Genomic DNA, 26,439 nt, shown 5'->3' with positions numbered 1-26,439 from the left:
GGTCAGTCCCTGTCCCAGTTTTTTTAACTTAAGAGAAAAAGTAAATCAACTGTGAGTAAAGTGACATCCATTCCAGGGATCGCCCAAACGCAGTATTACTTTACTGTGTTGGGGATTAGTGCTTTTTTTACTAAAAACATCACGAATGTGGAATATAATTACTGATTACTTTTGTTAAAAATATCCACAATGCATTATAATAGAATAAAATACCTGAAAGGGTGATTCAATGATCGTATATGAAGCTACGAAAAGTGAATTTTTAAAAGATGTCTTCCACGATGAACTTGTTAATAATATATGTAGTAATTTTGAAGAGAAGGTTGGTAGGATTAATAGATCGGAGGTAAGGTCTTGGGATAACTCGATGCAATATATGTATCGGGTCCTTAGTGATAATGAAATACCTGAAAATGCTGGTGTTGCTATTGAATTTCGAATTCCTCATACGTCAAAAAGAGTGGACTTTCTTATAACTGGAGCCAATAAAGATTCCCGGAAATCTATTGTTGTGGTTGAACTCAAGCAGTGGGAGAAGATTGAAAAGATTGAAGGGAAAGAAGCCATTGTTAAAACAGCTATGAACAGAGGTCTTGTGGAAACAACACATCCTTCCTATCAAGCATGGTCATATGCAGCCTTAATCAAAGATTATAATGAGAATGCACAAAAAGAGGATATAAGTCTATATCCGTGTGCTTATTTACATAATTATCTCAAGGTTGGAGAAAATGACCCTCTAACAGATTCTATTTATGAATATTATATTGATCAGGCACCAGTTTTTATTAAAGGTGATTCAGAACGCTTAAGGAATTTTATTAAACGTAATATAAAATATGGGGACAATAAAGAGATACTATATAAAATAGAAAAAGGGCGAATTCGTCCATCTAAGTCACTACAAGATTCTTTGAATAATATGCTTCAGGGGAATCGTGAGTTCATTATGATTGACGATCAAAAAGTTGTATATGAAACGGCACTCCAATTAGCAAATGATGCAGTTCGTACAAATACAAAGCAAGTTCTTGTAGTAGAAGGAGGACCAGGTACTGGTAAATCTGTTCTTGCAGTAAATTTATTAGTTGAGGCTACAAATCGTAGTCTAGTAGCTCAGTATGTGACGAAGAATGCTGCACCTAGGAATATATATGCAACAAAATTAAAGCAAAACTTTAGGAAAGGGCATATTGATAATCTATTTACTGGTTCAGGTAGCTTTATAAACGCGCCGGAAAGTGAGTATGATGTTTTAATCGTTGACGAGGCGCATCGTTTAAATGAAAAATCAGGACTTTTCAGCAATCTAGGTGAAAATCAAATTAAAGAAATTATCAAAGCTTCAAAGTTAGCTATCTTTTTTATTGATGAACGACAAAGAGTAACTTTAAAGGATGTTGGTAGCATAGGTGAAATAGAAAAATTTTCTGAGACATTAGGAGCACCGATTACCAAAGTAAAACTTGAGTCACAGTTCCGTTGTAATGGATCCGATGGTTATTTAAGCTGGATTGATGATGTTTTACAAATTCGAGATACTGCAAATGAAAATTATTTAGGGACTAGCTACGATTTTCGAATCTATTCAGATCCAACTGTTTTGCGAAAGGAAATCAACGCTTTAAATAAGGTGAATAACAAGGCCAGACTTGTTGCTGGTTATTGTTGGAACTGGATTAAAGAAGGTAAAGCCAATACAAACATTCACGATATTGAAATTCCAGATTTTTATTTTAGTATGAGTTGGAATTTAAACAATTCAGAGACATGGGCTATAGATGAGAATTCTGTTAATGAAATTGGTTGTATTCATACATGTCAAGGCCTGGAGTTCGATTATGTAGGTGTAATTATTGGAGATGACCTAATTTATAGAGACGGTATAATCAAAACGGATCATACAAAACGAGCTAAAACTGATAACTCCTTAAAAGGACTAAAAAAGATGCTCAAAGAACACCCTGAAAAGGCAGAAAAACTTGCTGACGAAATTATAAGAAATACGTATAGAACTTTAATGACACGAGGTCAAAAAGGTTGCTTCATCTTTTGTACAGATAAAGATCTAGAAAACTACTTCAGAAAAAGAATAGCTGACATTCAATATAACTACCAGGAAAATGAGTTTTTCAGACCAGTAATGAAAATCGCGGAAGAAGCTGATGAATACTAATGGGACAGAGGGATTGTCCCGAACCCAAGACGTGTTAGCACCGGCGCAGCAATATTTTACTACGTCGAGACTGGCATCTTTTCTTTTGTAATCTTAATGTTTGATTCATAATCTTCGAGGGTAGTTCACACAAACATTGATATATCAATGTTTGTGTGTTTTTTTTTCAATACAATTATAAAATGGTTTGCGTTTATTAATGGAAATACAAATTCAAATGAGAGGTTATGAATCAAGAAAATCGGATATATGACACTTGACACCTGTTTTATTTCATTATAATGGCCCCATTAAGTGAAAATGTGTAATCGTACGTTTTGGGGCTAATAATACTCTTAGTCAATAATGTTTTATATTGATGTTCAACAATCGTTTGTGACAGGAGTGGTTAGATGGAAAATATGGTTTGTGCAGGGTTTCTGAGAAGGTTCTTTGCCTTTTTCATTGACATATTGTTCGTTCTTTATCCTTTAAATGTATTCAACCACCTTGTCTTTGGACTAGGAGAGAGACAGGAGACGATATGGTTTAACATCCCCATTTCAGTAATCTGGTCATTGTATAGAATTATTTTACCGGTTACTAAACTTCAAGGGACAGTTGGTAAAGCACTCTTTGGTTTGAAAATAATCGATCAAAAAGGTCGTAAATTAAATGTACCCCAATCCCTTGGAAGATATTTAAGTGAATATATTTCCGTTATCCTTTTTATTGGATATTTCATGGTAGCTTTTACTGAAAAAAAGACAGGGCTTCATGACAAACTGGCCAAGACATATGTCGTATATAAGAAAAATGTGTTACACAGTTAATGGAGTGGGACGAAGGGACAGGACCTTGTCCCGAACCCCTGAAATTCAGTGCCAGCCCCGGAGCAATAACACTTTACTGTGTGGGGCCGGCACTTTTCTTTTGTAAACGGAATGTTTGATTCATAATTTTCGAGGACAGTTCACTAGTATGGATGCCTAACTTAGAGACCCTGAATAGATGGTGAAAACCATTTTGAATAAAAAACTTAAAGGGTGATTATACAATGCTGCATTCACCCTGCAGAAGTGTGCACCGATTGTCGGGTTCCTTTAATTAGAAATTGTTAATCTATTATTGAAGGGGAGGTCATAAAAATGGATTCGCTGGAAAAGATGAATGGAGCAATAAACTATATTGAAGAAAATTTGGTGAATGATATAGACTTTCAAGAGGTTTCGAGAATTGCCCAATGCTCGGAATATCATTTTAAAAGGATGTTTTCATTCCTAGCAGGCGTGTCGCTTTCGGAATATAATAGGCGGCGTCGACTGACTCTTGCGGCTTTTGATTTAAAGGATAGAAATGAAAAAGTAATTGATGTAGCAATGAAATATGGTTATCATTCACCAGATTCCTTTACGAGGGCGTTTCAAAACCTCCACGGAATTACTCCAACAGAGGCACGGAACCATGGTCATTCACTCAAGGCTTTTCCAAAAATGACCTTCCAATTGACAATTAAAGGAGGAACGGAAATGAATTACAGAATTGAACAAAAAGATGCATTTAAAGTGGTCGGTTGGAAAAAAAGAATTAATTTGGTGCCTACAGGTACGAATCCTGAAATATCTGAAATGTGGGAGTCAATAAGTGATGACACTTATACACAAATTGAGGAATTATCTAATTTAGAACCAAGAGGTATTATAAATATATGTACGAATTTTTCTGATGAACGTAGTCAGGATGGTGAACTGGATTACTACATTGCAGCCGCAACAACGAAACCGTGTCCAGAAAATCTCGAGGAGCTTGAGATAAAGGAGTACACTTGGGCAGTGTTTGAGGTCGAGGGTGATTGGGATGTAGTGCAAGAGGCTTGGGGAAGAATCTATTCCGAGTGGTTTCCATCCTCAGGCTACGAACATGTAGAAGGACCGGAGATTCTAGCGAGTAAAGAGAATAAGAGTGAGATATGGATGACAGTACAGAAAAAATAAAAAGGGGACGAAGGAACCTTGTCTCGAAATCCTAGAATCCAGTGCCAGCCCCGACGCTGCAAGACTTTACTGCGCCTGGGCTGGCATTTTTGTAGGAGACGTGACGACGAAATTACACTGTTGCCCCCAGGATGTGGGCTTAAGTGAAATTGGGGCGTCTTGTGCTTTTCTTATTTGAATATCTTCAAGATATTTTTGTTGGTTTGTTTGGCGGTATAGTTCAGTATGTTCACCGTTTTATTTCACCTTATTATAATAAATGTGTAGCTATCTAAGTCCCGCTTACAGGTGAATCAAGAAGCATTCTATTATGAGAGGTTGATATTATATCTTTTTTTCTTTTTGTAACTCCTTTTGTAAATAATCCACTTTTTCAGTCAATGTATCAATTTTTTTATTTAAATCAATGATGTCAATGTCCGTGCCACTCTGCATTTCAAGAACTCTACGTTTATGGTGTAATGCAACGGTTGTAATAATAATAGCTGTGGCAAAAGGTAAAATAACGACAAATAATTCTGAAAAAATCACGTTTTTTCCTCCATTTCTATTCATTTAAGACAATATTATATTTATTCTCCAACGATGATCAAACTCCTTTTAGATTATGTCACATTTTGGTGTCTAGTGGCCCTCTAATAAATGGTTGACTGGTCCTGTTTACAAGTAAATTTGCATTTCGGTGATATGAGGGCGTCTTGCCTATTTCTTACATGTTCCTGTAAAAGGTAAAAAATTTAATTTGTTATGTTTAAGCAGGAATCGAGAGCCGTAGAAAGCCGTAGAAACAGCAACTACTTAGTCCATTGTTCCTTCAAACATTAAAAAAGCAAAAATGCAGGAAGGTTGGTCGGACTATTATTAATTCAATGAAAGGACCGGGCGGATTTGCCATAGTTTTTAATCCCATTTTAGAATCTGATCCCATCTCCACCTCCATCCCCATCCCCGTTCCCGCAGCCTCTGCCCCCTCTCCCGATCCCCTACAAAACCGATTCTTTCCTACACAAGTGATGAATATATAGGATTGTTTTTGTGTACCGTGACGGTTGTATGTCCTACTTTTTCATAATAAACTTAAAATTATAAGAATATTACGACTAATCTTTCCATCCGTTACGTTTCAAGAAAGGGGGAGTTAGGTGTGAATCATCATGGAAACAACCGGCATGCATCCGAGGAGACGAAGGGTGAACAGTGTCCGTTTCAGCATGGAGAATTTAATAGCCTAAGTCTTGAGGAGAGAGAGCCTAAGACTAGTGATTTTAATCCGATAAAAAAAGAAACGTTTTATAATGCGCATGAAGAATATAACGAATTAAGGAAGCATTGTCCCGTAGCGCATAGTTCTGCTTACGAGGGATTTTGGGCGTTATTTAAATATAAGGACATCGTAAATGTTTTGAAGGAACCAGCGACCTTTGTTACATCCGTACAAAATGTTGTTCCGAAAGTATCGACGACTGGTAGAAGACCACCTTTACATTTAGATCCGCCTGAGCATACCCCATACAGAAGAACACTGGATCCCTTTTTTACAGAAGAAAAAATGACAGAGCTTGAACCACTTGTACAGAAAACGACCGTAGATCTATTGCAGCCATTTATTGATAGCGGGGGAGGAGACATATGTACGGATTTTTCCCACCATCTACCTGGTTATGTCTTTGCGAAATTTTTTAACCTATCAACAGAACTGTCTATGAAAATACGTGAGGTTACGAAGTTATATGTGAAAGCCCTTAATCGAGTGGATAAGCCGGCTATTCAACAAAAAAGTCTAGAGTTGTATGACATCGCCAGAACAATCATTCAAATGAGAAAAGAGAACCCAATGGATCCATCAAAAGATGTTACTAGCGCTTTTCTAGCAAAAACGTATAAAGGAGAGCCTTTGCCTGATGAGTTAATTCTTGGAACGATCAGACAGTTAATAGTAGTTGGGATGATCGCGCCAGTTGTTTTTATTGGGAGTATGTCTGTACACCTTGCTCAAAATCCAGATATTCAGGAACGACTTCGGAAGGATCATACTTTAATCCCTGCCGCAATTGAAGAATATTTAAGACTTTTTACGCCGTACCGTGGGTTTGCACGTACACCTACTCATGATGTTGAAATCGGTGGTCGAAAAATAAAGAAAGATGAACCAATTGCCGTTGTTTTTGCATCTGCCAATCGAGATGAAGAGGTTTTTCCTGACGGAGATCAATTCATTCTATATCGTCCTAATATTAAGGATCATGTGGCATTTGGAATGGGACCACACCAATGTCCTGGTGCACCACTTGCCCGAATGATGCTGCGAATTACATTAACAGAATTACTTTCACGAACGAAAAATCTATCCCTTGATGGAGAAGTGGAAATGACTCCTTTTCCAGAATGGGGACCTGTATCTGTTCCATTGAAAGTAACAAAGGCGTAAGTTTGTCCATCCAGTATAGAAGAAGAGAAAGAGCATATAGAGGAGGGAAAGATGACAATGGGAACGAAACCGTTTGACGATCCCAGATTAACGAATGATTTTGTTGCAGATAAGCCAGAAACTTTTTATACGGCACATGAGGAATTCAAGGAGTTAAGAGGGATATGCCCTGTGGCACATAGTCATTCCTACAATGGCTTCTGGTCTGTACTGAAGTATGATGACGTTGTTAATACCGTTAAAAATCACGAAGTTTTTACAACATCTGTTCAGAATACGGTACCTAAATTTGCTTTTACAGGACGAAGACCACCTTTACATTTCGATCCCCCTGAGCATACTGCTTATCGCCGGGTAATCAACCAGTTTTTCAGCAAAGAGAAGATGGATGGAATGGAAGAAGGGATTCGAAGGGATGCTATTTCATTACTAGATCCTTTAATAGCAAGTGGAGAAGGGGATTTTGCAGATGAATATGCCTTTAAATTTCCCCCTTATGTGTTTGCGGATTTTTTCAACGTTCCGAAAGAGCTATCACTAGAAATAAAAGATGTTAGTGCTAAATATGTGCGGGAAATTCAATTCATGAATCATCCAGAGGTAAAAAGGCTTAGCTTGAAATTATATGATATCGCTAGAGATATTATCCAGGAACGGAAGGAACGCCCGATGAATGTGACGGAAGATTTAACTAGTGCTTTATTAGTAACAGAGTATGAAGGAGAGCCTTTGCCAGATGAATATGTTTTAGGCTGTGTTCGTCAGCTATTGGTGACAGGAATGGTTGCACCGAGTGTCATGCTCAGCAGTATTTTTGCCTATATGGCCATGCATAAAGATATTCAGGAACAGCTTCGCCAGAACCCGTCTCTCATTCCAGCAGGGGTGGAGGAGTTCTTACGCCTCTTAGTACCGTATCGTGGCATGGCAAGAACTCCGAAGAAAGACGTGGTCATTCGTGGTAGGTTAATTAAAAAGGATGAACCTATTGCTGTAGCGTATGCTTCTGCAAACCGTGACGAGGATGTATTTCCTGAAGGCGATAAATTTATTTTGAATCGTCCTAATATTGATCAGCATATTGGTTTCGGCGAGGGACCACATAAGTGTCCAGGTTCTCCCCTTGCTCGCAGGCTTCTTCGCATAACGTTAGAAGAAGCGTTGAATCGGACGAAGGATTTTGAACTGACAGGGGAAATTAAAATGACACCTGGTGCCGAGTGGGGAGCACTCTCTGTTCCACTTAAGTACTCACCTGCTTAATCAAATATTAGTTGAATGGAGAAGGACTGTTTTAACAAACGGATCCTTCTTTTTTTGAATTACTATAAATTTATTCTTTTAACCTACCACCCTCATACCCATCAAAAAGTACGAAACACCTCCCTTATTTTCCTACACGGTGACTGTGATTTTATTGCTATTAGACTTTTATAATAGTAACCAATGATAGTGTTAAAGGAAGGAATAGGAGGTAGACGTCATGAATGGAAAAGACATTGTTTTAATAGAAGGTAGTCGTACAGCGTTTGGGGAATACTGTGGATCGTTTTCAAATACAACATCTGCTGAATTGGGTGCTTTTGCAGCAAAGGAAGCCATGAAGCGATCGACGGTTGAACCAGAGGAGATTGATCATGTTGTCTTCGGAAATGTGATGCAGTCCCATAATGATGCCCATGTTTTTGCAAGACATGTTGGCTTGAAAGCAGGTGTTCCAATAGAAGTCCCTGCTTTGACCATCAATCGGTTATGCGGCTCTGGTCTGGAATCGATATTAACTGGGTGTCGCTATATTTTAACTGGAGAAGCGAATGCTGTTTTGTGTGGTGGAGCTGAAAACCTCACACAGGTTCCACACGTCATAAGAGGACTACGATCAGGCTTACCTTTAGGGGCAGCTCCAATGGAAGATTGGCTTTGGGAATCCTTTCATGATTCTGCTGCTAACTGTAAGATGGCTCATACTGCAGAAAACTTAGCCAAGAAGTACGGGATTACGCGTGAAGAAGTAGATTCACATGCTTTGTCAAGTCATGACCGAGCCTTGGCAGCTATAGAAAAGGGCTATATACAAGAGGAAATTGTCCCAGTAGAAGTGAAGGTAGGGAGAGAACGTAAAGTAGTGGAGAAAGACGAACATCCAAGAAAAACAAGCATGCAAAAGCTCGGGAAATTAAAAGCAAGATTTGCTGAAGATGGCGTAGTGACCCCTGGGAATGCCAGTGGAATTAATGATGGTGGTGTAGCGGTTGTCATAGCATCCAATGAATATGCAGAAAAAAGAGGATTGAAGCCGATTGCTAGATTAGTGTCCCATGCAGTAGTTGGTGTAGATCCAACGATCATGGGAATTGGACCTGTTCCAGCCATTCGTGCTGCTCTTGAAAAAGGAGGGATGACAATGGCGGACCTTGATCTTGTTGAGATTAATGAAGCATTTTCGGCCCAATATTTAGCATGTCAAAAGGAACTAGAATTTGATTCTTCTATTGGGAATGTCAATGGTGGTGCAGTTGCCTTCGGTCATCCATTAGCTGCCTCGGGAGCAAGAATCACGTTGACATTAGCTTATGAACTGAGGCGACAAGGGAAAAAATATGGTGTCTCTTCCGCTTGCATAGGAGGCGGTCAAGGAATTGCAGCTATTTGGGAACGACTATAAACCATTGAAAAGGAGTTTATACTTTCATGGAGAAATTAATAAGTAAATTAGCTTTTTTAAAAGGTTCTTGGTCAGGTGATAGTTTTGTAGTGGATTTTACAGATCCAGTTTATACGATGATGTTTGGAAGCATGCAAAAAGCAGCTGATACAGGGGAAGTTGTGCATTGGGAAACGTACCGATTTGAAGAGAAGGATCAACATGTGTTTTTGTATTCTTCTCAAATGGGGGAAGAAAGCGGTGTCTATGTTCTGTCCCCTTCTGAACCAAATGCTACTGGTTATGTTTTTGAAGCGTTTATCAATAAGCAACTCCCCGTTCAAGAAATTTATTTCAAGCCATTAGAAAGGAACGATGAACAGATTCTGTTTGGAATCAAGGGGAAGGTGGAAGGTCGTTCATTTGAGAAAGAATGGTTACTACGTAGGAGAACGGCACCGTTGCAGATTAGTTGATTTAGTCGTATGCCAAGCTTATGATTAGTTATATAGAACGGTAAACGATTACTATTGATCTTTGCATCACCATACTCGAATGACGGGGAAAACATCTCTTCCTCCTCGAATCTGTTTGGTCATTCGCCGTTCCTCTCCATTGTCTCCTACACGATGAACGGTTAGAAGCTTTTTAATTCCTATCTCGTGAACGTTTAATCTAGTTAATACTATTAATATAATGGTAATAAGATTAAGATCCTTTAGAAAAAAGGGGTTGATAGGAAATTGTTCCGATACGGGCCCGGATCATCCAAACAACCACCAAGTAGATGATTAAATAGGAATACTATTTTTTTACGAAAATGCTGATGGTATTTTTATCACTTTAATTTTTTTAATATTCAAAATGTAAACGCTAACAATGAGAAGGGTCTTACTCTTCTTGGTTGCTTAAGTAATTTTTGATTTTCATAGATTGATGAACCTATGAAACTATACTGTGTTTTGAAATAACAATTAATAAGGAGTGAAATACATGTTTAATAAAGTAAACAAGAAGAGAAATGTGATCGTCATGCTTTTACTAGCTGCACTAATCATTATAAGTGGCTGTAATAGTGAAGATGAGGAATATGTGTTTGGTTCTTCCACAGAAGGATCTTATGGATACATTGTGTTTGAAGCTTTTAGTAGTGTATTAAACGATCATGTTGATGATGCAAGGTTTTCAGCAGTAGCGACGGACGGAAATGTTGAAAACATCGTACTAATGTTCAATGGTGATATTGACGGAGGTCATACGAGTAACATTGCTATGATGGATGCGTGGGAAGGAGAGGATCCTTTCGGGGGAGGAGATTATGATCCCGTACAGCTACTGTCATATGGGGCGTTAACCCAAGCGATCGTCGTACCTGCCGATTCAGATATTGAAACAATACACGATCTAGAAGGAAAAGATGTACAGTTTGGAACGCCTGGTAGTGGATTAGATTTGTTCTGGTCATTATACTTTGACCTTGCAGGTATCGATGTGAATCCTGTGTACTTGGCTATTAGTGAACAAGGGGACGCATTTATTGGCGGAAGAACAGATACTGGAACACTCTTGTTTAGAAATGGAGAGCCATATCCTTTGAATATGGAAGTGGAAGCAGCGATGGATGTTCGATATATTCCGCTTGATCCAGAAGTAAACAAGATGATGGAAGATGTTGGATTCCCAGCTGTAACGATTTCACCTGATGTATCGGAGTTCATGGATGAACCACTAGAATTAAATGGTGCTCCGATGGTGTTCGCTGTGAAACCGGATATGTCTGAGGATCTGGCATATACGATTACAAAAACATTGGTTGAAAATGTAGATGATCTCATGGCAATCACGCCTCATTTGGAGACTGTTTCTCCGGAAAATGTTACAAGCGGACTCATTGAAACACTACCAGTACATCCTGGTGCTGTTAAATACTTCAAAGAAGCGGGAATCTGGGAAGATCGCTTGATGGAACTAGATTAATAGACACGTAGTATGCACCGTCATGCTCATTTCAGTATCCGTGTAGCTGACGGTGCAGCAATGATTAGGAAAGGTAGGTGTGGATATAATGAACGACTTAACAAAACAACAACGCAAATTTTCATTAGAGAAGGTAATATCTGTCGTAGCAGTAATCATGGCTGTTTCTCATTTATACATTGTCTTTTATATGCCAATTGGACAGGACATGTTCAAGAACCTTCATATCATGTTTGCTCTTGTTCTATTCTACTTACTTCAGCTACTAAAAAAGGATCAAACTGTTTTATCGAAGGCTTTTACCATCGTGCTACTTGTGATGTCCCTTGTGGTAACAGTTTATGTTCACTTTAATTTCCAGCAATTATATCAATTGATGGGTATCATGACGTTACCATTGACAATCATGGGTGCCATGTTAATGCTTGTTGTCTGGGAAGCGTCCCGCAGATATTGGGGTTGGATCATACCTATCTTTGTTTTATTTATGCTGTTGTACGCCTATTTCGGAAATCTGTTTCCAGGAGCACTATATCACCGTGGTATTTCCGTTGAAAGAATCATTGGATATTCCACGATGTTTATGGGAGGAATCTATGGTAGGTTAACGGCCCTCAGTGCCACACTCATCTTCCCTCTCTTTGTATTTGCTGGATTGTTGTCTGTATTAGGTGGTAAGGATATGTTTTTACGATTAGGCTGGTTGCTTGCAGATAAGTTTCGTTCTGGACCTGCACAGGCTTCCGTTTTGACGAGTATGTTTATGGGATCAATCGTAGGTAGTACAACCGCAAATGTGGCAACGACAGGTTCCTTTACCATTCCGATGATGAAGTCAGCAGGATATCGACCACACTATGCAGCAGGAGTAGAGAGTGTCGCCTCCACAGGTGCGCAGATCATGCCACCGATTATGGGATCCGTTGCTTTCGTCATGGTTGGGTTGACTAGTATACCATACTTCTCCATTGCAATTGCTGCACTCATTCCTGCACTATTATTCTATTTCTACCTATCTGTTTCAGTAGAGTTAAGGGCGAATAAGGAAAAGGTAACTCCTATTGATAAAAAAGAAGATGAAAAAAAGGATTCTGTATGGAAAATTCTAAAGGACTATTTTCATCTTTTAGTAGCAATTGGTATCCTTGTTTACTTGTTATCAACAGGGTTTCCTGCAGGAATGTCAGTCGTTTGGACGATTGTATTTATGGTAGGATTTTCTTTGATTCGCTATCTTATTAAATATTCCTTCAAGTGGGAAGGATTGAAGCTTCTGATCAAGGATGTTTATAGTGGATTAGATCAATCAGCCAGAACAGGAGCTCCACTTTTCATATTTATGGCTTTAGTTGGGATTGCCATTGAGATGATGGTAACGACAGGGTTAGCTCAAAAGTTTTCAAATTTATTAATCCAAATTTCCGGAGGGTATTTTCTTCCATTACTTTTATTAACCGCTTTAGCGTGTTTAATCTTTGGCATGGGTATGCCAAGTGTGAGTGCCTATATACTCGTTGCACTTCTAGGTGCACCAGCATTAGTAGATGCAGGCGCTTCCCTTTTAAGTGCCCATATGTTCGTCTTTTATGTTTCCATTCTTGCAGCGATTACTCCACCTCTAGCTATCAATCCGATGGTAGCATCGGGAATAGCAAAATGTGATTTTTGGCCGGCGGCAATGGCTTCTGTCCGATTAGGGTTACCGGCGTTCATTCTGCCTTTCTATTTTATGTATCGACCGGAATTGTTGATCCACGATTATAGTGTAGTAGCCATACTCCTTGCCGTGTTTTTTGCTTTTACTGCTCTACTTGCACTTTCCATTGCTTCAGAAGGTTATCTGTTTAGACATTTGTCTCCAATAGAAAGAGTAGTTTTGGTTGCTTTAGCCATATTACTGTTATTACCAAATACGATTACTTCTGTCATAGGAGTGTTACTATTCCTTCCGTTAGTTGCCTATATTTATAATTCCAATAAAAAAGTACCCTTAATGAAAGCATCCTAGTATTGATTGTTTATCATTCCCCTATAAAAAGCGGATTCTAGTAGTCGTGCTGGAATTCCGTTTTTAATTTTATGAATGAAATTATTGGTATTTTCGAATATTCTTTCTATTCTAAAAATTATGTTAAAATCATATTAGGGGGTGGAAGGGATGTACAAGACTAAAAAGCAAGACAAACTGTTAGAAAAAATTGATAATCATTTAAGGAATACTGCTAGACAGTTATTACGTTTTAACACTCTGGATGAAACATTGCATTTTCTAGTAGATGCATTTCGAGAGCAATTGGCATGTGATTATGTCTCCATCATTTTTAAAGAAAATAGAAAACTAGTTACTAAGATAAAGATTGGTGATGCGCCCCATTTAGAACAAGTTTTTCCTATAGAGGATGATAAATTTTTACCTAGTTTATTTACAGAATCCTTCTCATCAGATGATCTCATTTCCGTTCAAAGGCACTGCAGTTTTTTTGAAGGGCTAGAAGCAGAGAACTTTCAAACGTGGTTTACGGTTCCAATTAGGCAAGATCAAGAAGGGAGTATGGGGTTATGTGTCATAGGTTTTCGATCTCCCATTCCCCTACTGATGGGTGCAGAAAAGTTATTTGAAGAGTATGGGAAAGATATAGCAACAGCCATTGATTTGGCAAAGTCAAAAGAAAAAGAATTGAATAAAATAAAAGGTTTAGAATGGCTGAAGGAGAGTTCCTTTCTAGGTGGTTCTGCATTAGAACAGATTGTCAGTAATATTGTAGAACGTGCAGGAAAAGGAACAAATTCCGAGATAGCAAATGTATATTTATATGATGATGAGGTCAATTGTCTCCTTTTTCAGGAGCCCGCTTACGGAGAGATTATTGCGTCGAAGAAAATCGATTTGGAAGATAAATATGATCTGAAGGAAATTTTCCCTTATTTTGATGAACCAGGTGGGACGGAAATTACGATTCCCCTTGTTGTTAATTTAAAGACGATAGGTATTTTACATGTGAAGAAGAGCAGGGGAGGTATTTTTACTAAGGATAACCTGCACTTATTACGTTTTTTATCATCACACGTTTCAGCCTTAGTAGAAAATGCACGCTTGTATAAGAATGAAAAGGAGCATAAGTCCCGTCTAGAGACGTTTATGAATCACCAGCAGGACCTTTTAAAACTTACGATTGATGAGGAAGGTTTCAGCGGTATCTCCACTTATTTGTCTGATGTGGTTGGATACTCGGTCTTTTTATTCGATCGCTTTTTGCGGCCAATTTCTCATCGTCTATCAGACAAAGAAGAGTTGGAAGCAGAGGAGATCCTTGTTCGTGTGGAGGAAGATAAGAAAAACTTGCTGCAAAATTTTACTATGGAAAACTGGATGTTACTGGATGACTATAATGAAATGGGGCTGTGGAAGATTGTTGGTGGTGGAGACGTCCTTGGTTATATGGGATTAGTGATTCCTCAAAAAAGTGTAGACATGGTTTTGAGAATGACCTTGAATTATGTGATAAATGTGTATGCTGTCCAATTTATTAAGCAAAAGTTAGTAATCGATGTAAAGGAACAAGTGAAGGACAGCTTCATAGGACAATTGTTTGAGCAGGAGATCGAACGGAAAGAAGAGATTATTGAATATGCTAATATACTAAACTGGAATATGTTTGAACCACATCGTATTGGTATATTTTCTTTTCAAGTGAAAGGTTCGAAAGAAGAGAAGGGGAACTTATTGGAGATTGAAGCGAGAAAGACATGGATTTGGGACTACATCCGAGAGAACTTATCTAAAATCGAACCGAGCATCATCTTTACACGGAAAGAAGATCATTTCATTGTGATCGTGCCTATGGAGCATGAAGATTCTCGAACAGATTATTGGGCTTACTTATACCGGAAAGTGAGCAAGATGCTGAAACATCAAGGTCATGAGATGGAAACTCACTTAGGAGTGAGCCAAATCGCCGAAAAAATAGAAGACTATTATATCAGTTTCAAACAAGCACTACAGGCTCTTCAAATTTCTTGTAACCGCTTTCCTGAACGAGGGTTTTTAACGTTTGATGAATTAGGTTGCTACACTGTCCTATACAATCTAAATGATCAGCAGGCCGCAGGATTGTTTTTACAGAAATACTTAACTCCTCTCCTAAAATACCAGCAGGAACGAAATACGGATTTGTTTGATACACTAAGGATTTACTTAAACTGCAAAGGAAATATTAAGGATACATCAGAAGAGCTTTTTATTCATCGAAGCTCGTTAAAGTATCGATTAGAAAAAATAAGAGATGTTCTAGAGATGGATATTGATGATTCAGAAAACCGCTTCAACCTTATGCTTGCTTATAAGCTTTATGACTTAAATCATCATCAAACCTAAATGAAAGAACAAAGAGGAGAATGGGACCTTCGCGAAAGAGGATTGGTCTCTTTTTTCCCGTCCTCGAAAGGGAGATGAAAAAGTGAATAACCCCATAGCAGAGGAAAATAGTTCATTATTTAATCGAAACTTCCTCCTCATTCTATTCGTGAATTTTTGTTCGTCAATTAGTTTTCAAATCTTAACACCGACTTTGCCAATTTATGTTGAACAGCAATTAGGGTTTACAGAAATAATGGTTGGTATGGTAGTAGGGATTCTAACCTTCACAACCATTCTTGTGCGCCCATTTTCAGGAAAAGCAATTGATATATGGAACCGCAGAAATATTTGTTTCATTGGTTTACTGATTTGTGTGTTTTCGATCTTCCTGTATCAATTTGCTGATCAAATAGGCTACTTAATATTCCTGAGGTTGGTCCATGGAATCGGATGGGGAATTGTTACAACGGCAACAATCACAATCGCAACCATTGCTATACCAAATAATCGTCTCGGAGTAGGGATGGGGTACTATGGATTAAGTACTGTCTTCTCCATCGCCATTGCTCCAGCTCTTGGTCTACATATTATCAATGTATGGGATTTTAAGGTGTTGTTTCTTTTCGCCTCCTCTCTGTTATTACTAGGAACATTAATGAGTATCATGATCAAACTTCCTTCTGATGATAAGGGAAGTGGAACGGTGAAAGATCTTTTTAATGTAAAAAGCAATTTTATAGACATCAATGCATTAAAGCCATCAATCGTAAACTTTTGTATTTCATTGACCTTCAGTGCAATTATAACGTTTATTGCGTTATACGCACTTCAATATGAGATTGATAATATTGGTTATTTCTTTACGGTATTTGCTTTAACCTTACTTATCATTCGCCCAATGTCAGGCAAATTGGTTGATAGAAAAGGGTATCGTGTTGTGATACTTCCAGGACTTATTTTCCTTGGTGTAGCTATCATCCTCATCGTTATTGCAGAGTCATTAATTTTATTTTTACTAGCAGCCGTATTTTATGGAATTGGATATGGATCCATGCACCCGAGCCTACAGGCAATGGTCGTTTCTCGTTCTACTAAGAAAAATCGAGGGACAGCCAATAGTACTTTACTCCTTAGTACAGATGTTGGTTTTGGACTAGGTGCTATTCTATGGGGAATAGTTGCAAATGTAACAGGCTATCAAACGATGTTCGTATTGTTGCTCATTCCAATTGGTGCAGCTTTATTTATTCATTTTTTCTATCAAAGCTCTCATAAAACAAAAGCTCCCACTTCAAAAGAACGACTAAACCTCTAAGTATAATCCTACACAGTTAACGAATGAACAATGGATATTTAGTGCGCGGTGAACGTATTTGTCATCACCTTTACTCACTATAATTGGAGTAAGGGGGAAATCAGATGCTGAATGTTAAAAAGGAAAAAATCTTAGTAGAAAAAATTAATAATCACCTCCGTAAGACAGCACGACAATTACTCCAATTCAGTACGATCGATGAGACCCTCCATTACCTTGTTGGTTCATTCCAAAAACAGTTTTCTTGTGATTATGTAGGTATTCTCCTAAGGGAAAATGGACTGTTAACGCCATCGATAAAAAAAGGAGAAGCTTCACAACTTGAAAGATTGTTTCCCCTGTCAGAAGACCAATGCTTTGTCCATTTATTTCATAAAGCACAAAACTCCGTGGAGGACAACGGGTGGAAAGAGTGTGTTCTTTATGAAGGGTTATTGGCAGAGGACTTTCAAACGTGGTTTACAGTTCCTATTAGGCATGATCATGAAAGGAGTATGGGACTATGTGTGATAGGCTTTCATTCGTCTGTCCCACTGTTGCAGGATGCAGAAAAGCTTTTCGAAGAATTTGGAAAAGATGTTGCAACGGCAATAGACCTAGCGCGTTCGAAAGAAAATGAAATGATAAAAATCAAAGGACTCCAATTGTTGAAAGAAAGTGCTTATAAAGAAGGAGAGGCACTTGAGCAAGTGATTGGCAATATTGTTGAGCAGGCAGGAAAAGGTACAAATGCTGAGAAATCGTATGTTTATCTCTACGATGAAGAAGCTAATTGTTTACTGTTTCAACGTCCTTTCTTTGGTAATGTGTATGCAGCTGAATTGATTGAGCTGAAGGAACAATATAATTTAAAGGAAATATTCCCTTACTTTGAACAACCTGGTGGCCCAAAAGTGACACTTCCTTTTGTGGTGAACTTGAAAACAATAGGTGTTTTAGTAGTAGAAAAACAGGAGCCCCAGGCTTTCACCCAAGAGAACTTACAACTCCTACGATTTCTATCTTCACATGTCAGTGCGTTGGTGGAAAATGCCCGTTTATACAAGATAGAAAAAGAATATAAAAGTCGTCTGGAAACAGTGATGAACTACCAACAGAACTTGTTAAAGCAGACGATTGAAGAGAATGGCTTTACCCAAATCTCCACTTACCTTTCCCGGGCTATCGGTACTTCTGTGTTCCTTTTTGATCGATTTTTACGCCCCATCTCTCACGTCATGCATGATCCAAAATCAAAGGATGCGGAAAACATCTTTGCATGTGTGGAACGGGAAAGGAAATTTCTATTACAGCAAAAGGACATGGTATGCTGGGTCATTTTGGATGACACAGATCAATTAGGTGTCTGGAAAATCGTTGGAGGTGGAGAGATACTTGGGTACATAGGTTTAACATTACGTAAGGATGATGTGGATTTGGTTCTACAGATGATGTTAAACTTCGTCCGCAATGTGTTCGCTGTTCAATTTATCAAGCAAAAATTAGGTTTCGACGTGAGAGAACAGGTGAAAGAACGATTTATCGCCCAACTACTAGACCAGAAGATAGAGAAAGTGGAAAAAATAATTGAATATGCAACTACGTTAAACTGGAACTTATTTGATTCTCATCGAATCGGAGTTTTTTCCATTCGAAACAGGACAGAGAATAAAGGGAACATCTTGGAAAGCCAAGCGGAGAAATCGTGGATTTGGGACTATGTACGGGAAAGACTATCCAAATCGGAGGAAGGGATCATTTTCACAAGGAAGGATGGCTATTTCCTAGTCATTGTTCCAGAAAGTCAGGAAAAGTCTAATAAGGATTACTGGTCTAGTCTCTATTTAAAGGTAAAAAAAGTAATAAAAGGACACCGTCAGACCATGGATGTCTTTCTAGGAACGAGTCAGACAACATCTACCGTTGATGATTATTATCTTGTATATAAACAAGGGATTCAGGCTTTAAATATTGTAATGAACCGTTTTCCGAAGAAGGGCTTTCTAAGTTTTGATGAATTAGGTAGTGATACTGTTTTGTATTATCTAAGTGATCAACAGGCTGTTACTTTATTTTTCAAAAAATACCTGGAGCAACTTCAAAAGTATGGCAGGGAAAAGAATGCCGATCTATTCCAAACACTTCGGGTGTACTTGCAATGTAAAGGGAATATAAAGGAGACTTCCGAAGCTCTCCAAATTCACCGTAGTTCTTTAAAGTATCGGTTGGAAAAAATACATGATGTACTAAACATGGACATTGATGACGCAGAGGAACGGTTTAATTTAATGCTTGCTTATAAACTATTTGATTACGATGTTTTACGGCAGGGGGAAGGTAGAAATGACGATTGATAGGGCAATGTCACAGCTAATGGAAGTGTATCGTAACCGTGATCGTTATGCGGTGAAGTGGAAGGGAGAAAACAATGGAAAAGTCGCAGGTTATCTTGGCAGCGACGTTCCTGAAGAGCTCCTGATAGCTGCCGGCTTCCTGCCTGTAAAGATTACCGGGTTACGTGATACTGATACCAGTATAGGAAACGTGTATTTGGAAAAAGGGTTTAATCCAATGATACACGTTCAGTTTTCTAGATTAGTAGATGGGTCTTATGACTATCTTGATCATTTGTTGATCTCCAATTCTTCGGATGCTGTCATTCGAGTTTATTACTATTTAAGAGCATTGCATCAAAGAGAGGATAATGTATCCTATCCTGAACCGTTCTTCTATGATTTCCAACATACGAAATACTACAGTAGTGGCCGTTACAATCGTGATAGAACGTATGAATTATTGGAGCAAATAAAAAGTTGGAAGGGGCAAGAAATAAAGGATAAACAGGTGATAGAAGCTATTCGTCTTTGTAATAAAACTCGCCAATTACTTCAGCAGATAGACAGGTTGCGAACATGTGAACATCCTAGAATTAGCGGAACTCAGGCATTACAGATCATTGGTGCGTCCATGGTGATGGAGAAAAGGGGGTTTCATTCCTATGTGTCGACGATTCTTGATCAATCGTCATCATTACCGATCCACCATGGGGTGCGCCTTTTTATTACAGGAAGTGCTCATGAACATACCGAGTTTTATGAACTGGTGGAATCCCTTGGTGGTGTTATTGTGGGAGAGGACCACGAAATGGGAGCAAGGTATTATGAAGGACTGGTAGATGAAAAGGTAGATATTATCGATGGAATTGTGGATAGGTACCATTATCGTTCCACTCCTTCCAGTCAGTCTACTGTGTCAGAAAGAGTTAGTTCCCTTCTTCAACATGTATCTTCTGCACAGCCAGAAGGGGTTATCTTCTTCATTTATCAATCAGATGATGCACCATCATGGGATTTTCCAGAACAAAAAAAAGCCCTTGATGAATCTGGAATACCGGTACTTCTGCTAGATAAACAGGATTATAGACTCGACGACATAGAGAATACGAAAGAAAAAATAACGGCATTTATAGAATCAATAAATTATAAGCGAATCAAGCGATAGATTTGGAGGTGGGAAGATGCCAAAGGCAAAGTATTCAACCGAAAGACAGAATCATCATTCACAAAAGGGTCAAGCAAGTGAAAAACGTCTGAAGACTCCGAAACTGGCTACAAGTTATCAAAAGGAATGGTTTCTTCAACTCAGAGAAAAAGTGAAAAATGGAGAACCATTGGCTTTTGTCAATGCAGATGTTCCTCAAGAGATCTTCCGAGCAATGGACATTCCTTATGTGGTAAACCAGTGGTGGTCCTCCGTGTGTTCTGCTAAGCAAATGTCCCCATATTACTTAAATCTATTAAATGAACACGGATATCGCCAAGATCTGTGCAGGTACTGTTCCTTATCTCTCGCTTCCGCATTTGATCCTGAACCGGAAAAAGGACCGTGGGGAGGGTTGCCAAAACCTACTGTGGCTGTAACGCGATTAACGTGTGATTCTCAGTCGAAGATATTTGAACTATGGTCCAAAAAATTTGGTGTAGATCTTTATTCTTTAGAAAATACGGTTCCTCGTCAAATACCTGATAAATGGTGGGAGCTTGCTCCGAATCAATGGGAAGCATTGTTTGAACCCCATCGTCTAGATTATATGGTCGAAGATTTTAAAGGATTAATCCGGTTTTTAGAACAGAAAACAGGCAAAGTGTTCAATGAGACCAAGTTTAAGCAAGTCTTAACTTACGTGAACGAACAGGCAGAATATAATCGGAGAACAAGAGACTTGATTGCGAATAGTAGCCCTTCCCCAGTCAGTATAACTGACACCGTTCCAGCGGTGATGGTTCCTCAATGGCAACGGGGAACTAAGTGGGCAGTAGATATTGCGAAAAACTTATATGAAGAAGTAAAAGAACAGGTCAATCTTGGAAAGGCAGTTGTTCCAAAGGAAAAAGTGAGGTTGATGTGGTTAGGAAGAGGCCTTTGGTTTAATCTTGGCTTCTATCAACATTTTGAAAAGAAATATGATGCTGTTTTTCTATGGTCGATCTATTTGGCTCTTGCAGCAGATGCTTATGCCAGATATGGAGATGATCCACTCCGCACACTGGCAAGCAGGTTTGCTGGCATGGAAGATATGCTTCATATGCCCCCATGGAACAGTTCCTGGTATGTGGAGGAAGCAAAGAGAAACGGAATTCATGGGGCTGTTCATATTATTTCTGATAGCTGCACGATGAGTGCCGGTGGTACTTATTTTGTGAAAAAAGCCTTTGAAGAGGCAGGGATACCATTACTTCAGCTACACGCTGACCCTGTGGATTCACGTGGGTGGGATAATAACGTCATGACAGCTAAGATTGATACATTTATTGAGAATGAGATAGGGGTGAATCCATGTTAAGAAAAGGGGCACTTGAAGGCGTAGTTGTTTTAGATCTTACACAATTTGAGTCAGGGACGGTCTGCACGCAGACATTAGCCTGGCTTGGTGCCACAGTAATTAAACTGGAACGTCCTGGAACTGGCGAACAAGGTAGAGGCTCTTCTGCGGATAAATTGGGGGAAGATTCTTACGGATTTATTGTGCTGAATTCCAATAAAAAGTCTGTAACCGTCGATGTGAAGAAACAAGAAGGCAGAGAACTCGTTTATAAAATGGTTGAAACGGCAGATGTTTTTGTAGAAAATTTCTCTCCAGGAGTGATTGAAAGGCTAGGGTTTGATTACGAAACATTGCGCGAACGAAACAAAGGAATTATCTATGCAAAAATAAAGGGCTTTGGACAAGACGGTCCATATGCGGATTTTCCAGCCTTTGATGCTATTGGTCAGGCGACAGGAGGAGTGATGAGCATTACAGGGGAAGAGGATGGTCCCCCTCTTCATGCGGGATGTAATCTAGCTGATAGTGGTGCAGGGTATCATTGTGCGATTGGGATACTTGCTGCGTTATATAGTCGAACACAAACGGGGTTGGGGCAAAAAGTAGAAGTTGCCATGCAAGATGTGATGATAAACTTTAGTCGATCGGCATGGACACGGCAGTTAATAACTGATCGGGAAGCACCGCGAGTAGGGAATTCCATGCCAATGGCAGGAGTGGCACCTTGCAACGTATACCCTTGTAAACCAGGCGGAAAAAATGACTACGTGTTTGTCTACACTTCCCGATGGCCAGGGAGTCCGCAATGGAAGAGACTATTGAATGTGATTGGTAGAAACGACCTGGAGGAGGATGAACGATTTTTAACACCGGAGTCCAGATATGAAAATAGAGAAGTTGTGGATGGGTTAATCAGTGAATGGAGCCGTACAAAAACGAAACAGGAGGCGATGGAAATACTAGGGAAAGCCGGTGTTCCTGCTGGAGCTGTTCTATCAACCACGGATATTACAAATGATCCATACTTAAGAAAAAGAAAAATGATTGTCAGAATAGACCACCCAACAAGAGGAGAGTTAGATATACCAGGTAATTCGATTCGACTTTCTGATTCACAAATAGAAGTGGAACCTGCCCCACTATTAGGAGAGCATGTGGAAGAAATCTATGTGGATATGGTTGGTTTATCACAGGAAGAGATAGAGGATCTCCGTTCCAAAGGTGTTATTTAATTGTTTAATGGTATGAATACCGCATTATGCTTTCGTATTCATGTGTATGCAAATTGCTGTGATATTTTAGTCCTTCAACATGTTGAAATAGAAACCGAAGTTTCCTACACGGTGTAGGTACATTTTGAAATGGTAGCCATTTATAATGAAATTACTGATTATTCATATTTTTTAAAAAGTAAATCTATTGTCTTTGGAGGAGATAGAAAATGAGTATTAAAACAGTAGGGATTGTCGGAGCTGGTGCCATGGGAAGCGGCATCGCAAACCAGGCAGCTATTTGTGGATTTCAAGTAATTTTAAGAGATATTGAAGAGGAGTATCTACAAAGAGCACGAAATAAAATGGATAAATTTATGGATAAGAGCATTTCTAAAGGGAAAATGACCCCGGAGGAGAAAGCTCAAGTATTTGATAGAATACAAACGACAACGAGATTGGAAGAGTTAGAGAGTGCCGATTTAGTGATAGAAGCGGTTATTGAAGATTTAGAAGTGAAAAAGAATGTTTTCTCGAATTTATGTGATATGCTCCCTGATCATGTGATTCTAGCAACGAATACTTCTTCCATGTCGATTACAGAAATCGCCAAGACAACGAATAGACCTGATCGAGTAGCAGGAATGCATTTCTTTAATCCAGCACAAATTATGAAGTTGGTGGAAGTTGTAAGGGGTTTCAATACAAGTGACGAAACCGTCAACGAACTGATGGAATTCTCTAGACAGTTACGAAAAGAACCGATCGAAGTAAAGAAGGATACACCAGGATTTATCGTTAACCGCATTATGATACCACAGTTTATTGAAGCCATAAAGCTCTTAGAAGAAGGTGTAGCATCTGCAGAGGATATTGATAAGGCCGTTACTCTAGGGTTGAACTATCCTATGGGACCATTTACTTTACAAGATTTTGCTGGAGTAGATATTGGCTACCATGTCATGGAGTATTTCAAGGAAGAATTCAATGATGATCGTTTTGCACCTCCATTTTTCATAAAGCAATTAGTTAGAGCTGGAAGACTAGGCAAAAAGAGTGGAGCAGGCTTTTACGATTACGAGAAGTAAATTAATTAAAGGAGGGGTTCGATTTGAACTACGAATTTCTGGAATGTAACGTCGAAAAGAACGTGGCAGTAGTAACGATTAATCGTCCACCTGTTAATCCATTAAATTCACAGGTGTTTAAAGAAATTTTAACTATGATGGAGGACTTGGAGCAAAACAAGGATGTCCTTGCGATCATCATTACAGGAAGTGGAAATAAGGCCTTTGTTGCTGGAGCAGATATAAATGAAATGAAAGACCTCGATCAAGTTGGAATCATGAACATGAATGAGACTTCTAGAGCTGCCTTTTCCAAGATTGAGAATCTTGCAAAGCCAGTCATTGCGGCACTAAATGGTTTAGCGCTTGGTGGTGGACTAGAGTTAGCACTGGCGTGTGATTTACGAATTTGTTCTGAAAAAGCTAAGCTTGGTTTTCCAGAAGTGGGTCTAGGTATTATCCCAGGTGGAGGTGGAACGCAGCGTCTTCAGAAGTTTGTGGGCCAAGGAAAAGCGAAGGAGCTTCTCTATTTTGGAGAAATGATTGATGCTAAAACAGCATTAGATCTACAGCTTGTGAACACGGTCGTTGCACCAGAGAATGTGATGGGAACTGCAACGGAGTGGGCAGAGAAACTAGCTAAAAAGCCTCCTGTAGCGTTAAGAATGGCGAAACAGGCTGTTACAGCAGGTGCCAATGTAGATATGGAATCAGGACTTATATTAGAAGCCATGTGTTTTGGAAATGCTTTTGCAACGGAAGATCGCCAAGAAGGAATACAGGCGTTTGTTGAAAAAAGAGCACCTGTTTATTCAGGGAAATAAGAGATAACGAATGCAATGAGAGGAGGGAACAACGTGAGTTATGATCGGTCTTTACCTGAAGTGTTAGAGCATTTCTATAAACTCATTCCGGATAATGAAGTCGTATATGACGGGTACTCCCGGAAAACGTACCGAGAACTATATGAAGAAGTACAGCAGCTGGCATCAGCCTTAACACAAAAAGGGATTCAAAAGGGTGATCGAGTGATGGTTTGTATCCCTAACTGGAATGAATTCGTAACCATTTATTTCAGTCTGGCAACGATTGGAGCCATTCTCGTTCCTTGTAATACCCGATATAGAGCAGAAGAATTAAGACATATCGTTGAAAACTCGCAGGCAAAAGCAGCCTTTCTCACAGGTGATTTTGGCCATATTGAACTTCTAGAACCGTATGTCAACGGGGAAAGGAACCAACATACTCTCTCCCATCTCTTTACTGTTCGATGTGAAAGAGACCCACATGACTCCTATGAGAAACTTCTGAAGCTTGGAACTAACAAGCAGGTACCGAAAATGAAGCTAGATCCTAAAGTAGATGTCTTTACGATTTTATACACATCCGGCACAACGGGTCAGCCGAAAGGAGCCATGCTGACGCATAAAAATGTCGTTCACACTGCTAAATTATCGGCAGAGTGGATGAAGTGCACAACAGATGATGTTTTTTTAGTACCTGTTCCAGTGTTTCATGTATTTGGAATGATTCCAGGCATCCTTTCCGTAATCAGTGTGGGAGCAAAAATCGTGTTTATGGAGAAGTACAATGCTAAAGAAGCCCTAACCCTTATGGAGAAAGAGGGGGTTACAGTCCATCATGGCGTTCCAACGATGTTTATCCTTGAGTTAAATCATCCAGAGTTTAAAAACTATGACTTATCTACTCTGCGAACAGGAATTGTTGCCGCAGCTCCATGTCCTGTTGAAATTGTCAAAAAGATTCGTTCGTCAATGGGATGTAATATTTTAGTGTCATACGGACTGACGGAAACATCGGCAGGCGTCACATTTACTAGTTTTGAAGATGATGACAAACATCGTTCGGAAACAGTTGGAAAGGCCTTACCTGGTGCGGAGGTAAAGGTAGTTGACCTTAATAGAAAAGAGGTCCAACGTGGTGAGGTCGGTGAATTAGCAGTAAGAGGATTCGGTGTCATGAAAGGGTACTTTCGGATGCCGGAGAAAACATCAGAGGCAATCGATAAAGAAGGTTGGTTTTACACTGGAGATTTAGCAACCATTGATGAAAGGGCTTACATTCGAATTGTGGGACGGAAAAAAGAAATGATTATCCGCGGAGGCTATAACATTTATCCGAGGGAAATTGAAGAAGTTTTTTACAAACATCCTAGCGTATTAGAAGTTGCTATTGTTGGTTTACCAGATACCGTTCTAGGTGAAGTGACGTGTGCGGCCATTAAACTGAAGCCAAACGAAGTGGAAGATGAAGATACTTTAAGAGACTTTATCAAAAACAAAGTGGCCGACTATAAAGTTCCTGATCGGTTCGTCTTTTTAGAAGAATTGCCAATGACCGCCAGTGGCAAGATCAAGAAAGTAGCATTAGAAGAAGAATTGAAAAAGTCATTGAGTGAATCGTTAAGATGAGTAGCTAAAAGAGAAAGAAACGACGAAGTAAACAATAAAAAGTTTGGGGGAGGAA

Annotated in this window: 20 protein-coding genes; 19 read left to right on the top strand and 1 reads right to left on the bottom strand. The window is 39.1% G+C overall.

From position 1 onward, the window contains the following. Positions 1–229 precede the first annotated feature (229 nt). The 4 genes from QA612_RS15445 (at position 230) to QA612_RS15430 (ending at position 4,424) form a co-directional block, all read left to right on the top strand. Positions 230–2,176, top strand: a complete 1,947-nt coding sequence (locus QA612_RS15445; protein WP_278284718.1) for a DUF2075 domain-containing protein — start codon at positions 230–232, stop codon at positions 2,174–2,176. A 392-nt stretch (positions 2,177–2,568) separates the two neighbouring features. Further along, a complete protein-coding gene (locus QA612_RS15440) occupies positions 2,569–2,988 on the top strand; it encodes an RDD family protein (protein ID WP_278284717.1) in 420 nt (139 codons plus the stop codon). A 315-nt stretch (positions 2,989–3,303) separates the two neighbouring features. Further along, positions 3,304–4,149: an AraC family transcriptional regulator gene (locus QA612_RS15435; protein ID WP_278284716.1), complete on the top strand. Its 846-nt coding sequence runs from the start codon at positions 3,304–3,306 to the stop codon at positions 4,147–4,149. A gap of 143 nt (positions 4,150–4,292) precedes the next feature. After that, positions 4,293–4,424, top strand: a complete 132-nt coding sequence (locus tag QA612_RS15430) for a hypothetical protein (RefSeq protein WP_278284715.1) — start codon at positions 4,293–4,295, stop codon at positions 4,422–4,424. Between the two features lie 49 nt (positions 4,425–4,473). Here the strand turns inward: QA612_RS15430 and QA612_RS15425 are convergent, their stop codons facing one another. After that, on the bottom strand, positions 4,474–4,680 hold the full coding sequence (locus tag QA612_RS15425) for a hypothetical protein (protein ID WP_278284714.1): 207 nt from the start codon (positions 4,678–4,680) through the stop codon (positions 4,474–4,476). 613 nt (positions 4,681–5,293) lie between these two features. Between QA612_RS15425 and QA612_RS15420 the strand changes: the two genes are divergently transcribed. The 15 genes from QA612_RS15420 to QA612_RS15350 all read left to right on the top strand — a co-directional run bounded on the left by QA612_RS15420 (position 5,294) and on the right by QA612_RS15350 (position 26,384). Further along, the gene (locus tag QA612_RS15420) at positions 5,294–6,577 is read left to right on the top strand and encodes a cytochrome P450 (RefSeq protein ID WP_278284713.1); all 1,284 of its coding nucleotides are present in this window, start codon (positions 5,294–5,296) and stop codon (positions 6,575–6,577) included. A 51-nt stretch (positions 6,578–6,628) separates the two neighbouring features. Continuing rightward, positions 6,629–7,840 carry a cytochrome P450 gene (locus QA612_RS15415; protein WP_278284712.1) on the top strand — a complete coding sequence of 404 codons (1,212 nt, stop codon included), beginning with the start codon at positions 6,629–6,631 and terminating at the stop codon, positions 7,838–7,840. 220 nt (positions 7,841–8,060) lie between these two features. Continuing rightward, positions 8,061–9,242: an acetyl-CoA C-acetyltransferase gene (locus tag QA612_RS15410; protein ID WP_278284711.1), complete on the top strand. Its 1,182-nt coding sequence runs from the start codon at positions 8,061–8,063 to the stop codon at positions 9,240–9,242. 26 nt (positions 9,243–9,268) lie between these two features. Beyond that, positions 9,269–9,697, top strand: a complete 429-nt coding sequence (locus QA612_RS15405) for a hypothetical protein (protein WP_278284710.1) — start codon at positions 9,269–9,271, stop codon at positions 9,695–9,697. A 517-nt stretch (positions 9,698–10,214) separates the two neighbouring features. Further along, a complete protein-coding gene (locus QA612_RS15400; RefSeq protein WP_278284709.1) occupies positions 10,215–11,198 on the top strand; it encodes a TAXI family TRAP transporter solute-binding subunit in 984 nt (327 codons plus the stop codon). Positions 11,199–11,286: 88 nt separating this feature from the next. Continuing rightward, on the top strand, positions 11,287–13,206 hold the full coding sequence (locus tag QA612_RS15395) for a TRAP transporter permease (protein WP_278284708.1): 1,920 nt from the start codon (positions 11,287–11,289) through the stop codon (positions 13,204–13,206). Between the two features lie 150 nt (positions 13,207–13,356). Further along, positions 13,357–15,573 carry a helix-turn-helix domain-containing protein gene (locus QA612_RS15390; protein ID WP_278284707.1) on the top strand — a complete coding sequence of 739 codons (2,217 nt, stop codon included), beginning with the start codon at positions 13,357–13,359 and terminating at the stop codon, positions 15,571–15,573. 82 nt (positions 15,574–15,655) lie between these two features. After that, positions 15,656–16,870, top strand: coding sequence for an MFS transporter (locus tag QA612_RS15385; protein ID WP_278284706.1), 1,215 nt, complete (start codon positions 15,656–15,658; stop codon positions 16,868–16,870). Positions 16,871–16,974: 104 nt separating this feature from the next. Continuing rightward, complete coding sequence (locus tag QA612_RS15380; RefSeq protein ID WP_278284705.1) at positions 16,975–19,203, top strand: helix-turn-helix domain-containing protein; 2,229 nt, start codon at positions 16,975–16,977, stop codon at positions 19,201–19,203. Next, on the top strand, positions 19,193–20,350 hold the full coding sequence (locus tag QA612_RS15375) for a 2-hydroxyacyl-CoA dehydratase subunit D (protein WP_278284704.1): 1,158 nt from the start codon (positions 19,193–19,195) through the stop codon (positions 20,348–20,350). The genes QA612_RS15380 and QA612_RS15375 overlap by 11 nt, the downstream gene beginning before the upstream one ends. Before the next feature lie 16 nt (positions 20,351–20,366). Further along, positions 20,367–21,692 carry a 2-hydroxyacyl-CoA dehydratase subunit D gene (locus QA612_RS15370; RefSeq protein ID WP_278284703.1) on the top strand — a complete coding sequence of 442 codons (1,326 nt, stop codon included), beginning with the start codon at positions 20,367–20,369 and terminating at the stop codon, positions 21,690–21,692. Next, complete coding sequence (locus QA612_RS15365; protein ID WP_278284702.1) at positions 21,686–22,906, top strand: CaiB/BaiF CoA transferase family protein; 1,221 nt, start codon at positions 21,686–21,688, stop codon at positions 22,904–22,906. Before QA612_RS15370 ends, QA612_RS15365 begins: the two co-directional genes overlap by 7 nt. A 209-nt stretch (positions 22,907–23,115) precedes the next feature. Continuing rightward, positions 23,116–23,973: a 3-hydroxyacyl-CoA dehydrogenase family protein gene (locus tag QA612_RS15360; protein WP_278284701.1), complete on the top strand. Its 858-nt coding sequence runs from the start codon at positions 23,116–23,118 to the stop codon at positions 23,971–23,973. A gap of 23 nt (positions 23,974–23,996) precedes the next feature. Next, the gene (locus QA612_RS15355) at positions 23,997–24,776 is read left to right on the top strand and encodes an enoyl-CoA hydratase-related protein (protein WP_278284700.1); all 780 of its coding nucleotides are present in this window, start codon (positions 23,997–23,999) and stop codon (positions 24,774–24,776) included. A gap of 33 nt (positions 24,777–24,809) precedes the next feature. Then, positions 24,810–26,384 carry a long-chain-fatty-acid--CoA ligase gene (locus QA612_RS15350; RefSeq protein ID WP_278284699.1) on the top strand — a complete coding sequence of 525 codons (1,575 nt, stop codon included), beginning with the start codon at positions 24,810–24,812 and terminating at the stop codon, positions 26,382–26,384. Positions 26,385–26,439: the final 55 nt, after the last annotated feature.

Source organism: Evansella sp. AB-P1 (assembly GCF_029688925.1).
In the GTDB taxonomy this organism is placed as follows: domain Bacteria; phylum Bacillota; class Bacilli; order Bacillales; family Salisediminibacteriaceae; genus Evansella.
The sequence above is the reverse complement of the archived record's forward strand: the minus strand, read 5'-3'. Positions and strand labels throughout refer to the sequence as shown.